We start from the raw sequence: 14,178 nt of genomic DNA, 5'->3' as shown, positions 1-14,178 counted from the left end.
CTTATTGATTGCTAGCAATGTGCCATTTAAAGCTTGTAGAGGTTTTTTACAATGGTTTTATTCGCTTTAGTGCCAGCTAACGGACGGACAACGCGTAATTCGCTATTTGTTATCCAGGATCACCATTTCCAGGGCGATGTGTTTGATCGGCGGTGTACAGCAGCGGCCCGGTGTCGCTTGGGACTCTTCAAAATGATGCCGGAACAATGGCACCTCTCGTTAACAGCCAACACAGACAATTACTCCACCATAAAATCCCTCTTGGAAAGCGGGATGAGTAGCTAGCTATTTGTTGATGAAAGTCTGAAGTATTGATTTGAACTTTCAGATTCTTTCACGCCGCCGCCTATGCCTAACATCGACTCCACAGCGCACTGGGCCGAAAAGAGGATCACCGATGAAGCTGGAAATTTTCCGCACGCTGTGGGGTTACACCGCCAGCAAGGCCCAGGCGCTTGAAGAGCTGCTGCACGCGGGCTTTGATGGAATGGAAGCACGCCTGCCACTGGAGGCCCGTGAACGGGCTGAGTTCGCAGCCTTTCTCCGCGCCAATCGCCTGGGCTACATCAGCACAGTCTTCACCGCGTACGATGTACTGCCGGACCAGTCGGCATCCCCTGCCGTTCACCTCAATGACCTCGATCAGAAACTCGCCTGGGCCGCCGAGCTCAGCCCGCGCTTCGTCAACGTGCTGGCGGGCAATGATCGCTGGCCCTTGCCACAGCAAGTGGAGTTCTTCGGTGAGGCACTGGAACTGGCGCGCAAGCACGGTCAAGTCTGCAGTTTCGAAACCCACCGCTCGCGGTCGCTGTTCAACCCTTGGGTGACCCTGGAGTTGATCCGGCAACTGCCCGATCTGTTATTCACCAGTGACATCAGCCATTGGATAGTGACCTGCGAGCGCCTGTTAAATGACCCGGCAGATGATCTGAGCGCCTTCATTGAACGGGTTCACCATATACAGGCCAGGGTCGGTTATGACCAGGGCCCGCAGGTTCCGCACCCGGCGGCTCCCGAATATGCAAAAGAACTGGCCTTCCATCAGCAGCACTGGGAAAGCATCTGGCGCTCGCAGCAAGCCCGCGGCTACCAGGTCAGTACCCTGACCCCGGAATTCGGCGCCGACGGCTACCTGCATCATTGCCTTTCACCAATGTACCGGTCGCCGATCTGTGGTCATTGAACGTGTGGATGGGCAAGACCGAGCGCGAACACTTCGAGCGTTTCCACCACTCAAGCAATTCTTAGGAGCCGATGCGTCATGCCTGACAATAAAAACAACAGCGCCAGCACTGACACACACAAAGCCAACTTCAACAGCATCCCGGTGGTCAATATCGCCGGACTGTTCAGCTTTGAACTGGAACATCGCCTGGCCGTGGCCGAACAATTGGGGCGCGCCGCCAGCGAAGTCGGGTTCCTCTATATCACCGATCACGGTATCGACCCGCAACTGATCGCCAACCTGCGCAAGGCTGCCAAAGACTTTTTCGACCAGCCCTTCGACACCAAGATGCAGCACTACATCGGCACCTCGCAAACCCACAAGGGTTTTGTACCCGAAGGCGAAGAGGTCTATTCCAAAGGCAAGCCGGACCACAAGGAAGCCTTTGACGTCGGCTTCGAAGTCCCGGCCGATGACCCGCTGGTACTGGCCAATACCCCATTGCTGGGGCCCAACGATTGGCCGCAGCTGTCAGGTTTCAAGGCGTCGGTGCAGGCGTACTATGAAGCGATCTTCGCCTTGGGCCGGCGCCTGTTCGCAGGCTTCGCCCTGACCCTGGGCCTGGAAGAAAACTATTTCGACAGCCTGGTCACCCGTCCGCCGTCCAAGCTGCGCCTGATCCACTACCCCTTCGACGGTGCCGCCCATGACGCGCCGGGGCTTGGAGCCCATACTGATTACGAGTGCTTCACCATCCTTTTGGCCGACAAACCAGGCCTTGAGGTGATGAACAGTCTTGGCCAATGGATCGATGCACCACCGATTGCCGATGCCTTTGTGGTCAACATCGGCGACATGCTGGAAGTGATGACGGCAGGCGCATTTGTTGCCACTGCGCACCGGGTGCGAAGCGTGAAAGAGGAGCGCTATTCCTTTCCACTGTTCTATGCCTGCGACTATCACACCCAGATCAAACCGCTTCCGGGGTTCGCCCAGGCAGGCAACGACTATGAAGAAATCACGATCGGCGAACACATGTATGGCCAGGCGCTGCAGACCTATCAGTATCTGCGCCAGAGGGTGGCCAATGGGGAAGTTCAACTGCCAGGCAAGGCACGCAAGCCCGCCAGTTTCGGACATTTGAAAAATCAGGCTCAACCGTCCTGATTGAAGTTTTCAGCTAAACCCTTACCTACGCCGGAGTCAGTAAATGATGAAAAACAATAAAAAAAACCTTGTGAGCCTGGCTGTATTGGCAGCCGGTATGCTCGGTGCCTCGGTGAGCATGGCCGCGACAGACACGTTCAAGGTCGGCATGGAAATCACCTACCCTCCCTTCGAGTCCTATGACAAGGACAAAAACGTGGTGGGGTCGGACCCGGAACTGGCAACGATCCTGGCCAAGCACATGAACGCCAAGGTGGAGTTCGTCGATACCAAGTTCCCAAGCCTGATCCTGGGTCTGAACTCCGGCAAATATGACGCGATCATTTCCGGCATGTACATCACGCCGGAGCGCCAGACTCAGGCCCAAACCATCGCCTATGCCAATACCGGTGCCGCGGTCATGGTGCCCAAGGGCAGCGAGATCAATGCCAAGACGCCTGAAGACCTGTGCGGTTTGAAACTGGGCCTGGAACAGGGCACCACCTGGGTCAAGGAATTCAAGAAGCTCTCCGATGACTACTGCGTGCCGAACAACAAAGGCGCGATCACCGTCAGCGAGTACCCCTCTGCGCCCGAAGTGACCCAGGCCCTGTTGTCCAAGAACATTCAAGCCCAGGTTGAAATCGCTGGCGCCGCAAAAATGATCGCGGAAAAGACCAATGGCCGGGTAGTGATCACCACCGAACACCCGATCTATCAGCAAACCCTGGGTATCTTCGTCAAGAAAGGTAACGAGGAAACTTTCCAGGCCGTGCAAAAAGCTTTCGAGGAGAGCAAAAAGAGCGGTGAGTACGCCGCTATTCTTAAGAAGTATGGCTTGGAAGAACCGACTGCCAACTAAGAACGTGTCCTTGTAGTCTGGTCATCTGCCGCCCTGCACCGGGGTGGCAGATCGAGGTGCCCTATGCAATTCGATTGGTCGTATTTCTTCTCACTGTTCTCCCTGCCGGACTTCTGGAAGGCTTGTGTCACGGTAGTCCAGCTCAGTGCCCTGGCCTGGTTCATCGGCATGCTGCTGGGCTTTGTCCTGGCCACGGCCAAGCTGTCCCAGTCGCCCTTGCTGCGATTTCCCGCGGCGGCCTATATCTGGTTCTTCCGCAGCATCCCGTTGTTGGTGCTGGTGGTCTTCGTCTACAACTTGCCGCAACTGTTTCCCGGTAGCGGACCGATTCTGTCCAACCCCTTCTACTCCGGCTTATTGGCCCTGGTGGTGACGGAAGCGGCTTACATGGCGGAAATTCATCGTGGCGGTCTGATCTCCGTAGCCAAGGGCCAGAAGGAAGCCGGGCGTGCGCTGGGTGTCGGCCTGTTCGGTATGCAGCGCTTGATCGTAATCCCCCAGGCTTTCCGTATCTCGCTGCCGACGTTGATCAATGAATACATCACTGTGGTCAAGCTGACGTCGCTGGTCTCGGTCATCTCCCTGACCGAAATCCTCACGGTCGGCCAACGCCTCTATGCCACCAACTTCCTGGTCATGGAAACCCTGGCTGCGGTTGGGGTGTACTACGTGCTGATCGTCACCGTGTTTGGCTATTTCCTGCAGCGTCTGGAGCGCTACCTGGACCTGAACTTTCGCAAGCCGCAAACACTCGACGCGGCCGCCGTGGCCAAGCTCAAGGCCTGCGCCGAGGCCTTGCCCGACAGTGCGCGCAAGGCAGCGGGCAACAACGCGACGCCAATCCTGCAACTCAAGAATATCCAAAAGAGCTATGGCACGCACAAGGTGCTGCTGGGCATCGACCTGAATGTCGAATACGGCCAGGTAATCTCGATCATTGGCCCATCCGGTTCCGGCAAAACTTCACTGATCCGCACCGTCAACGGCCTGGAAAGTATCGATACGGGCGACATTCTGTTGTTCGGTGAAAAATTCATCGAAGCTTCGGACAAACCCAACAGCTCCCGCCTGCGCAAAGGCGTGCGGCACATTGGCATGGTGTTCCAGAACTTCAACTTGTTCCCACACCGCACCATTCTTGACAACATCACTCTGGCGCCGCGCTACCACGGCCGTCCGGGCGAACTGAGTGAACATCGTGCGTATGCGCTACTGGACAAGGTCGGCCTGCTGGCCCATGCCCACAAGTACCCGCACCAGCTCTCTGGCGGCCAGCAACAGCGCGTGGCGATCGCTCGGGCGTTGGCCATGGAGCCGGATATCATGCTCTTCGATGAGCCTACGTCAGCGCTCGACCCTGAGCTGGTAGGCGATGTGCTGAACGTCATACGCGACCTTGCCAGTGAAGGCATGACAATGGTTATTGTCACCCACGAAATGGACTTTGCCATGTCGATATCCGACAGGGTCGTCTTCATGGAGAACGGCAATATTCAACTCGATGCCGCACCTGAAACCATACTGTGCGATGCCGAAGGAGAGAGAGTGCGGCGCTTCATGGGAATCGCTGCTCGATCACCAAATCTGTCTGCTACGGTGGATCATGCATGAATAGGCAACCACTTTCTTTGAGCTTCGGTCTTTCAGGAAAACACGCATGAATCTTGGAATAGCAGGACGTTGGGCGCTGGTGTGCGCTGCCAGCAAAGGGCTGGGTAAAGCCTGCGCACAGGCACTCGTCAACGAAGGCGTGAACGTGGTGATCACCGCACGTGGCGAACAGACGCTGAATGAAACAGCCCGTCAGCTCAGAGCGATAAATCCTGAAGTGACTGTCATCGCCGTAGCCGGAGACATTTCGACGCCTGAGGGTCGGGCGGCAGCGCTCATGGCCCATGAGCATTTCGATATTTTGATCAACAACGCTGGAGGCCCTCCTCCCGGGGATTTCCGCGAATGGAACCGCGACGCCTGGCTCAAGGCGCTGGATGCCAACATGCTCACCCCTATCGAGTTGATCAAGGCAACGGTAGACGGTATGGCGACACGTGGATTTGGCCGAATCATCAACATCACGTCGAGTGCCGTGAAGTCCCCGATTGAAAGCCTGGGTCTATCCAATGGCGCCCGCAGCGGTCTGACCGGGTTTATCGCAGGGCTTGCCCGGCAAGAACACATTGCCAGTCGTAATGTGACGATCAACAACCTGCAACCGGGTTCTTTCGACACCGATCGACTGCGTGACACTCTGGTCGCCGCTGCCGAAGAGTCAGGGCTAGACAGTGAGGCATTCCTCGCCGAATGCCGTAACGAAATTCCTGCTAAACGCTTCGGCTCACCCGAGGAGTTCGGTGCTCTTTGCGCCTTCGTTTGCAGCCGTCATGCGGGCTACATAACCGGGCAGAACCTGTTGATTGATGGAGGCGCCATTCGCTCCAGCCAATAAGGACGGCAGGCACCACTGGAGCGGGTGGCATGGATGCTTTTGCCAGGTCCTCAACTCAGGCGATGGGAGGCGATGCAGATGTCATCTCGCGCCCCCCTTGCCCTGGACCGGACGTTCACGCGGGCGGGTCATGGGACCCGCCGATAGGTGGACTGCACCAAACCCGAAGGAAAGCAGCGGCTGGATACCAGTTTCAATTCAATGTCCTGCCCAAGGGCCCCGAACAATGGCCTTCCCGACCCGATCAGCACGGGAACAGTGGTAATCACCATGTTGGCGACCAACCCATCGCGCAGGAATGATTGCACCAGCTGCCCGCCATCGACATAGACCCGACGCACGCCTTGGCGCGCCAGCTCCTCCATCACGTCCCCGGGGGCAAGGTTGGAAAAACGCAGCTTGCCCTTCAGCGCCTCGGGAACCGGCGAATCGGCCAGCTGTTCAGACAGCACCACTACGGGCCGGTCGTAGAACCATGTGTCGAAGGTCAGTACCTTCTCATAGCTTCCCCGTCCCATCACGATCACATCCTTGTCGGCGATGAAATCCGAGTAACCATGATCCTCGGTTTGATCATCGCGCTGCAAAAGCCAGTCGATGTCACCATCGAGCCTGGCGATGTAGCCATCCAGACTGGTGGCGATGAAAACATGTGCAGTGGCCATCAAAATCTCCTTATTAAGGTAAGGCTGTTCACTTAAGACGACGGGGCAGATCAACCTGTAGGAGCCGGCTTGCCGGCGAAGGCGGTGTATCAGGCACTGCATGGTTGACTGGACTGCCGTCTTCGCCAGCAAGCTCCTACAGGGAAATATGCACGAGCTCCCGATCAGGGTGGCCTGACAACCGACCTGATTTCGCGGATTTACTGGTTCTCCTATAGAAGCCGGCTTGCTGGCGAAGACGGCAGTCCAGTCAACAGGAAAGTGCCTACTACACCGCCATCCCGGTCAAATATTAATGTCGTGTAACTGAACCGGGGACGCGGCTCTGGCTTCGCGCTGAGTAACCAAGGCGATCGCGAGCAGTGCAATCACGCCCGGCACGGCGCACAGGATGAAATTCAATTGCATGCTCAGGTTCAGGCTTAACATCAATCCGCCAAGGGCTGGCCCGGCTATTCCTCCCAACCGCCCTACCGCTGAACACCAGCTAATACCGGTTGCGCGGATGTCTGAGGGATATTGTTGCGCGGCAAACGCATGGATCACCGAAAGGCTGCCAATCGTGGCCGCACCGGCAAGTATCAGCATGACGTTTAACAGCACCGGTCCGGGTTTGATACCCAGAATACTGAGTGAAACAACCGCCAGCGTCAGTGACATCATCAGCGTCGGCTTGCTGCCCCAGCGATCGGCGAGCCAGCCGGCGCCTAATGCACCCATGATGGAACCAAGGTTCATCGTGACCAGAAACATCAAGCCGGACACCATCGGATAACCGCCTGCCACCATGATCTTTGGTAACCAGGTATTGAGGCCGTAAACCATCAGCAAGCACATGCCGAACCCGACCCACAGCGCTATGGTGCGCACCCCGCGGCCCTCGGTAAACAAACCGGAGACCGGCGCCGAAATCCGTTGTGTGTCGAGGGAAGGCCAGTGCAGTTGTTCAATCACAAGTTTGGGCTGGATACGGCGCAACAAAGCGGTCGCCGCGACTTTGTCCCGCACGACCAAGTAAGGCAGCGACTCCGGCAAAAAACGGTACATCCATGGCAGCGTCAACAGTGGCAGCCCGGCGATGACAAAGGTGGACTCCCAGCCAAAACGCGAAAGCACCATCAGGGCCACGACCGCCGACAGCAAGGCGCCCAACGAGTAACAGCCGAGCATGATCGTGGTCATGATGTTACGCCGAGCCTTGGGCGCCATGTCGTTGATCAGCGCGACGATATTGGGAATGGTGCCTCCCAGGCCAATCCCCGTGATGAACCGAAAGGTCGCAAAGCTCCATGCATCCCAGGCGAAGGCGTTGGCGAAAGCCGTCAGACTGCCCAGCGCAATCGCCGCCAGAATCACCCGCCTGCGACCGAACCGGTCGGCCAGCGGTCCTAGTGTCAAGGCACCGAACATCATGCCAAACAGTGCCGCGCTACCCATCCAGCCCGCCTGCACGGCTGGCAGTTGCCACTGTTCCATCAGATGCGGCACCACTGAGCCGTATATGACCAGATCGTATCCATCGAACAACATGATGAAGGAACACCAGAACAGCAATCCGAAGTGGAAGCGGTTCATGGGCGCAGTTGCAGCAACTTCGAGTGCGTCTTGAGTAGCCATGTAATGATCTCTTGTTGTTCTGAACCCAGCAGTGCTCACACCACGCGCCGAGGAAGGCGGCGGCGGAGATTGCGTCCAGGAATAACGTTTTAAGTGGCGTGCATCGCTTTAAAACAAATAAGCCACACGCACGAAGCCGGTGTAGTCGAACTTGTAGCCGCCGCGCACCTCGATATCGCGACCAAACTCCGAATAGAGTTGAATGTCCTTCTTCAGCCAGTACCCGACACCTGCACGCGCTCGCAAATAATCGGTGCGACGGCCAGTCGGTGTGCCTTCAACGCTTGATTCACCACCCCAGGTTCGCGCTACCCCGAACGAGGTCGTGACCTTGTTGGCAAAGGTGTAGCTCAGCCACGGCTGAAAGTTGTAGCTGGGATCCTGTTTGAGAGTACGGTTGGCGGGACCGTATCGATCGTTGTCGCCATACCAGGTCACATCCTGATTGAGTTCCAGCCGCCATGAACCCCAGGTCTGCGCATAACCGACCTGGATCGCGTGCGCGTAACGGTTGTTGCCCATGTTCAGGGAGTTGTTGTTGTCGTAGGAACCGGTCGGAAACAGCATATAGGCCGTAACCGCCAGATAGCGTTGATGTGCCGGGTCGTCGATAGGCCAGACCGAGACCGCCATATAAGGGTCGGACAAACCGCTTTCATGGCCGATTTTCTTTCCGTTGAGTGTCAGGTCCTGGCTGCCAAACGGCAGGCCAAACTGAAGTTGTACCCGGTGTTCGGCCACCTCGAACATATGGAACAGACGTATGAGCCCGGTTTTTGTCTTCAATTCGGTATCTTTGCTGATCGCTTTTCCATGGACCGGCTGGAACTCGCCTGCTTTGCTGCCTCCCAGATACAACATGGCCAGATTGCTGCCTGCCGGGATGGGTATATAGGCGCCCGGTGAGGCATCGACAGCATTGACGCAACCGGAATAAATACTCAACGCGGATACGGAAACAGCAAACGTGACGCGCAGAAAAAGTCCGCGCGCATATTCATAAGCGCTCATCTGGATACCTATTTGTTTTTATTAAAATTGGTGTTCAGTTTTGCTGGATTTCTTTTAACTCAACTCCTCCCATAGTGCTGGCAAGAACATTTCATGGACCAGAACACGTGTCTGCCCACGGCTGAAGACAGAGCGCCTGGCCCATAAAGGATAAGCGGCGCGACTACTTGCATTACAGGCCTCCCGATATCGACAAACTTCTATTTCACTTCGCTCAAAGGGCTTGTCGCCAAACAAAAGGCTGCCGAGCGGAATATTGCCTAGTTGAAATAACGCTAAATCACTGTCATCAGGATCACGATGGTCAATCACCGACCTTGCGTAAATCCACGGTCGACCGAATCCGGCCAGGTAGACCTCACGTATCCAACCTGTGCGTTCTGGTTGCAGCCCCAACAACCGGCATTCTTCGGGCAGAATCGGGCCTGGCTCTTCTCGCAAGGGAATGACCTTGAACTCATCGTCGGACAATGCCTTCAAGCGACGAGTCAGCGATTCCCTGTCAAATAACCAGTCTCTGCAAGTCGAGGCCATCGAGGAACGCCAGTGGCCGATTGAACTCCACTTCAATGCAGGTTCCGAAAATCGATACACCACCTGCATTCAATTAGCCTTGGGCCTGAAAGTCATAGGAGATTCGGCCGGCAGGCAGGAAGAAAAACGCAATCAATGCACCGCCCTTCACTTCTGGAAAGTGATGGCTGCCGGGGGCTGGTGCGGTCCATCCGGCGCCTTGCCAGCCCCGTGGACCGGCCAGTACGGCGCCCTCGTCCAGCGGAATGACCATGTTCAGTTCACCGTAAGGATGGCAGTGATAATCACCACGGAAGGTACGCTGGGGGTTATCCAGTTCGTGCCCCTTGCTGTCCATATAGACGGCCGTGATGCTGAAGTAGAAAGTTTCAGCGCACGGCTCGCACAAGCGGCTGCGACGATAGTGCGGGCCACTGATTTCAGTGTTAGCCGCCCATCCTTGCGCCACGCCTTCAATCACCAGGTCGGCGATTCGCTGATAGGTCTCGCTGTCGGGTCCGTAAGTTTCGTTCAGCCATTGTTCTATATTGGCACCGGCAGTTTTATCTTTGATGCCGGAAAGAAATTCAATACACAGATTAATCAGCTCATCACGCTTTTGCATTTGCAGTTACTCATTGCTTTGAAATTTTTTGCACTTTCCCATACTTGCACCCCCGCAAAAAGAGAACTTTCTGCAGAATCCAAATGCATGACATTCATTCGTAACCGACTTCGATGCAAGCTTGCAAACGCTTGATTTATGGACTCAAATTAACGACTAACGTGCGCCATATCCGGAATAGTCCGCCATGATGTCTTTCGACAAGCTGGATCTGAACTTAATTAGAGTCTTCGATGCCGTCATGGAAGAACGCAGTGTGCTTCGGGCCAGCCAACGACTGCATTTGAGTCAATCGGCGGTCAGTCATGCGTTATCGCGATTGCGAGAAGGTCTGGATCAGGAAATTTTTGTGCGTACCGGAAAGGGCATGACCCCCACCAGCTACGCCATCGAGATCAGCGGACCACTTCGAGCCGCGTTGCACAGCATGAGCAAAACGCTGACACAGGCTGCTTCGCCATTTGAACCGCAGAGTGTGAGCCGCTCATTTGTTATCGCTGCGAACGACTACATTTCGGCGACGCTGCTGCCGCGACTCAACCATCAACTATCGACTGCCGCTCCGGGTATCGATCTGATGATCACTCCCGCGACTCGCCTGGATCTGGCGGAGCAGATCGATCTGGGACGTATCGACGTTGCAATAGGCACTTTTCGTAGTGTTCCCGAACGCTTTCGCACAAAGCCCGTGCTGTTTCAGGACGAGGTCTTCGTCTGTAGCGGTGAACACCCGATAGGTGCCGCAGCGCTGCAACTTGAGGATCTGGTGAGGTATCCGCTGGCCGTGGTATCCCTGGGAGGCGAAGGTGAAGGCGTGCTGAGCGGTTACATACTTGAGAGAGGGTTGGCTCGACAGGCGCAGATGTATGATCGCAACGCCCTGGAGCAGGCATTGGCGCAGGCGGGATTATCGGTGCGGCGACAAATCGTGCTTCCGCATTTTCTGGCGTTGCCGATGCTGCTGGAAGACAGCGAGTTACTGGCGATCATGCCGCAACCCTTGGCCAGGACATTTGCCCGGACACTGGGGTTCATGATCAAACCACTGCCCTACCCTGTTGCCCGCCAACAGCTGGATATGATCTGGCATTGCAGTAATGACAATGACCCGGCCCAGCGCTGGCTACATGGCCAGATCAGCGCCGCAGCCGATGAAATTTCTCGAATACAGGACTGAGCAAGGCCGTTCGTGGCAACGTCCTTGCTCAGGTTCGGGTCAGGCTGCGCGAAGCGCGCCGCAGAACCTGACCAGGGCGGCACCGACCGCCTTCACTTCACCTTCCACCACCGAATTGCCGAGCTGGCCATCCTCGATAAATGCCTGGTGCGCAAGCCCCAGGGTAAAGGTTTGAGGGATCAGCACGGCCCCGAGTTTCTCCAGAACACCACGCATGGCCAACATGGAACGAATGCCGCCCATGGGGCCCGGCGATGCGGAGATCACGGCGGTGGCCTTGTTGGCAAACAAGGCCAGCCCGGAGACTTTTTCAGGGATAGGCCGGCTCATCCAGTCGATAGCGTTTTTCAACATTGCCGTGTAACCGCCGTTGTAGTCCGGAGAGGCCACCAGCAACGCATCATGCTCACTGAACAACTTCTGCAACTGCACGGCGTGGGCAGGAACGCCCTGCTCTTTCTCAAGGTCACTGTCAAAAAAGGCAGCGGATAATCGCTCAACGAAACCACGGTGACTTCGGCGCCTGCCGCCAATGCGCCCTGCACAGCGACATTCAGGAGTTTTTGATTCAAGGAACCCTTTCGGGCACTGCCAGACATGGCCAGAACTCTTACTGCCATCTTGATATACACCTCGTGTTGCCGTGTGTGGGACGCCAATTACCCGATGGGCCCAATGCCCAACATAGAGTGACGACCCGGGAAATGGACTACTGATCGAAGCCCATGAAGTGCGTGAAAACTTGCGTTGCCTCACGGGGCATGCGCAGGGAGTTCAACGGTGCGGTTTCATCCGCATAACCCAGCGACATGCCGCAGACAATTTCCTGGCCGTTATCCAGGTGCAAAAAGTCCGAGATCAATGCCTGGAACCGGGCGAATGCAACCTGCGGGCACGTGGCCAAACCCCGTGTCCGCGCAGCGAGCATCAGGGTTTGCAGGAACAGTCCGTAGTCGAGCCAACTGTATTTTTTCAAGTTCGACTCGATGGTAAAAATCAACCCCACCGGCGCACCAAAGAACTCGAAATTAAGCCCGCTCACTCGAGTCCTTCCATCGATGTCGCACTTGTCCACCTGATGAAGGCCATAGAACAAAGTGCCGAAATGCTCCTGGCGCTCGCGGTACTTCTGCGCAAGATTGTCCGGCAAATGCATCAGCGGCTCGGCGGTCGGGTCGGTGTGAGCAGTGGCCAGCAACGCGCTCAAGGCGCGCTTCGGTTCCCCGGTCACTACATGAACCGACCAGGGCTGTATATTCGAATTGCTCGGAGCTAAACGAGCGATGTCGATGACTTCGCTGATCAACTTCCTGGGGACCGGCGTCGGTAAAAAGCCCGCACAGCCCTGCGCGAAGCAACCACAGCATCAAAATCATCAGCGAGCGAACTCATACCAAACTCCACAACTTCAACGGTCTTGTAATTAGTCCGCAAAGTGTCACACAGCACTTATTGGAAGAGCAGTGAAGTGTATGCAGCTTGGAAATGCAGGTGGTGCAACAGCAGACTCGTCGCGCATCGGATTCACTATAGAAACCAGCAAGCCTATGGGGGACATGGATGGCAGACGGGACTGGCCTGGCTTCTTGCCATTTTCCAACGCACTCTTCAGCTGTCATCGCCCCGCACTTTTCCCAACAGCTTGTTACCCAACGTATCGCTCCGGTGAAAAAAAAGAACCTCCAGACTTACCGGGCCGAAGGCCTGGGGCATTTATTTTTTTTCGCCCTTTTTATATTGGATCCAATTAGTTGTGCGGGCTTTTGGTGTTTTTGGTACGCCTGAACAATGACGGACGGAGAAGGCTGGCTGAAAAATTGCTTACGTATATGTACAAGTCTATACGACAGCCATGGACGGCGCTTAAGGGGGGGGAACACCTGATGAAGTTGGGAGCATTCATGATGCCGGCGCATCCGCGCCATAGATCTATCCGCGACGGTCATTTCCACGATCTGGATACACTGGAATACCTGGACCACATTGGTTTCGAAGAAGCCTGGATTGGCGAGCATTACATGATGCCGTCAGAGCCATGCCCTTCACCCGATCTTCTGATCGCACAAGCCTTTCTCAAACCAAGCGCATCAAACTGGCCCCCGGAGCCTTCATGTTGCCTTTCCACCACCCCGCGGAACTGGCTCATCGCATCTGTTTGCTCGACCATGTTTCCGAAGGCCGGCTCATGGTCGGAATCGGTGCCAGTGGCACCAACCTCGATCTGGAAATGTTCAACATCGATCACAAGTCCGGCGCGCATCGCGAGATGACCGCCGAGTCGATCGCTATCATGACCCGCTTCTGGGAAAGCGAAGGTCCATTCGAGTATCGCGGCAAGTACTGGACGGTACGGCGGCCTGCCGACCAGATGGACAAATGTTCGGGTTACCACCTCAAGCCGTTCCAGCAGCCGTACCCACCGATTGGCGTTACCGGTCTTTCGGCCTCGTCAGCCACCTTGGGGATTGCCGGTGCCAATGGATGGATTCCCATCAGTTTTTGCTTCACCCCTCAGTACCTGCATACCCATTGGGCTGCGGTGGAGCGCGGAGCCCTTGAGGCCGGACGCGTTGCGCCTTCAAGAGACATGTGGCGGGTGAGCCGCCCCTTCTTTGTCGCAGATACCGATAAAGAGGCATGGAGACGTTCGGTGGGCGGTGAGATGGGCCGCTATTTTCGCGAGGACTATCTGCCGATGCTGGCGGGGAACAGCGCCCTGGGATTGCTCAAGCATCATCCCGATGTGCCGGACAGCGATGTCACGGTCGAGTATGTCGCGCAGCATTGCTGGATCGTGGGCTCAGCTGAAACGGTCAGGCAGCAAATTGAGGACATGCAGGAACAGTCCGGCGGCTTTGGCGTATTGCACATCATGTGCTTCGACCACCTGGATGATCTGGCAGCTACCCGAGACAGTATGCCGCCCTGGCCCGGATAGTCGCTACCGATTT

The 14,178-nt window shown here is 56.2% G+C and carries 12 protein-coding genes and 2 pseudogenes; 7 read left to right on the top strand and 7 right to left on the bottom strand.

Annotated elements, in window-relative coordinates:
* Positions 1-397: 397 nt before the first annotated feature.
* The 5 genes and pseudogenes from CES87_RS19750 to CES87_RS19730 all read left to right on the top strand — a co-directional run bounded on the left by CES87_RS19750 (position 398) and on the right by CES87_RS19730 (position 5,619).
* A pseudogene (locus CES87_RS19750) lies at positions 398-1,248 on the top strand (sugar phosphate isomerase/epimerase family protein).
* A gap of 13 nt (positions 1,249-1,261) precedes the next feature.
* Entirely contained in the window at positions 1,262-2,332 is a 1,071-nt protein-coding gene (locus CES87_RS19745) for an isopenicillin N synthase family oxygenase (protein WP_128607433.1), read from the top strand.
* Positions 2,333-2,378: 46 nt separating this feature from the next.
* Positions 2,379-3,173, top strand: a complete 795-nt coding sequence (locus tag CES87_RS19740) for an ABC transporter substrate-binding protein (protein WP_128607508.1) — start codon at positions 2,379-2,381, stop codon at positions 3,171-3,173.
* A 63-nt stretch (positions 3,174-3,236) separates the two neighbouring features.
* Positions 3,237-4,784: an amino acid ABC transporter permease/ATP-binding protein gene (locus CES87_RS19735; protein WP_128607432.1), complete on the top strand. Its 1,548-nt coding sequence runs from the start codon at positions 3,237-3,239 to the stop codon at positions 4,782-4,784.
* A gap of 46 nt (positions 4,785-4,830) precedes the next feature.
* Positions 4,831-5,619 (top strand): SDR family oxidoreductase, encoded by a 789-nt coding sequence (locus tag CES87_RS19730; RefSeq protein ID WP_128607431.1) that lies wholly within the window; start codon positions 4,831-4,833, stop codon positions 5,617-5,619.
* Between the two features lie 128 nt (positions 5,620-5,747).
* On the opposite strand, the gene CES87_RS19725 is transcribed toward CES87_RS19730, so the two are convergent.
* The 5 genes from CES87_RS19725 to CES87_RS19705 form a co-directional block, all read right to left on the bottom strand.
* Positions 5,748-6,284: a dihydrofolate reductase family protein gene (locus CES87_RS19725; protein ID WP_128607430.1), complete on the bottom strand. Its 537-nt coding sequence runs from the start codon at positions 6,282-6,284 to the stop codon at positions 5,748-5,750.
* 285 nt (positions 6,285-6,569) lie between these two features.
* Positions 6,570-7,901, bottom strand: coding sequence for an aromatic acid/H+ symport family MFS transporter (locus tag CES87_RS19720; RefSeq protein ID WP_128607507.1), 1,332 nt, complete (start codon positions 7,899-7,901; stop codon positions 6,570-6,572).
* 108 nt (positions 7,902-8,009) lie between these two features.
* Positions 8,010-8,912, bottom strand: a complete 903-nt coding sequence (locus CES87_RS19715) for a transporter (RefSeq protein WP_128607429.1) — start codon at positions 8,910-8,912, stop codon at positions 8,010-8,012.
* A gap of 54 nt (positions 8,913-8,966) precedes the next feature.
* Positions 8,967-9,515 (bottom strand): chorismate lyase, encoded by a 549-nt coding sequence (locus CES87_RS19710; protein WP_128607428.1) that lies wholly within the window; start codon positions 9,513-9,515, stop codon positions 8,967-8,969.
* A 4-nt stretch (positions 9,516-9,519) separates the two neighbouring features.
* Positions 9,520-10,050: a DUF4863 family protein gene (locus CES87_RS19705; protein ID WP_128607427.1), complete on the bottom strand. Its 531-nt coding sequence runs from the start codon at positions 10,048-10,050 to the stop codon at positions 9,520-9,522.
* Between the two features lie 187 nt (positions 10,051-10,237).
* On the opposite strand from CES87_RS19705, the gene CES87_RS19700 reads away from it, so the two are divergent.
* Positions 10,238-11,227 carry a LysR substrate-binding domain-containing protein gene (locus CES87_RS19700; protein ID WP_128607426.1) on the top strand — a complete coding sequence of 330 codons (990 nt, stop codon included), beginning with the start codon at positions 10,238-10,240 and terminating at the stop codon, positions 11,225-11,227.
* 39 nt (positions 11,228-11,266) lie between these two features.
* On the opposite strand, the pseudogene CES87_RS19695 reads toward CES87_RS19700, so the two are convergent.
* Positions 11,267-11,826: pseudogene (locus tag CES87_RS19695) on the bottom strand (NADPH-dependent FMN reductase).
* Positions 11,827-11,936: 110 nt separating this feature from the next.
* The gene (locus tag CES87_RS19690; protein WP_256591000.1) at positions 11,937-12,533 is read right to left on the bottom strand and encodes a nitroreductase; all 597 of its coding nucleotides are present in this window, start codon (positions 12,531-12,533) and stop codon (positions 11,937-11,939) included.
* Between the two features lie 729 nt (positions 12,534-13,262).
* On the opposite strand from CES87_RS19690, the gene CES87_RS19685 reads away from it, so the two are divergent.
* Positions 13,263-14,165: an LLM class flavin-dependent oxidoreductase gene (locus CES87_RS19685; protein WP_128607425.1), complete on the top strand. Its 903-nt coding sequence runs from the start codon at positions 13,263-13,265 to the stop codon at positions 14,163-14,165.
* Positions 14,166-14,178 lie beyond the last annotated feature (13 nt).

This window comes from Pseudomonas sp. ERMR1:02 (genome assembly GCF_002277815.1).
Taxonomy (GTDB): Bacteria; Pseudomonadota; Gammaproteobacteria; order Pseudomonadales; family Pseudomonadaceae; genus Aquipseudomonas.
Note: the sequence above shows the minus strand (reverse complement) of the source record. Positions and strands in the feature narration are given on the sequence as shown.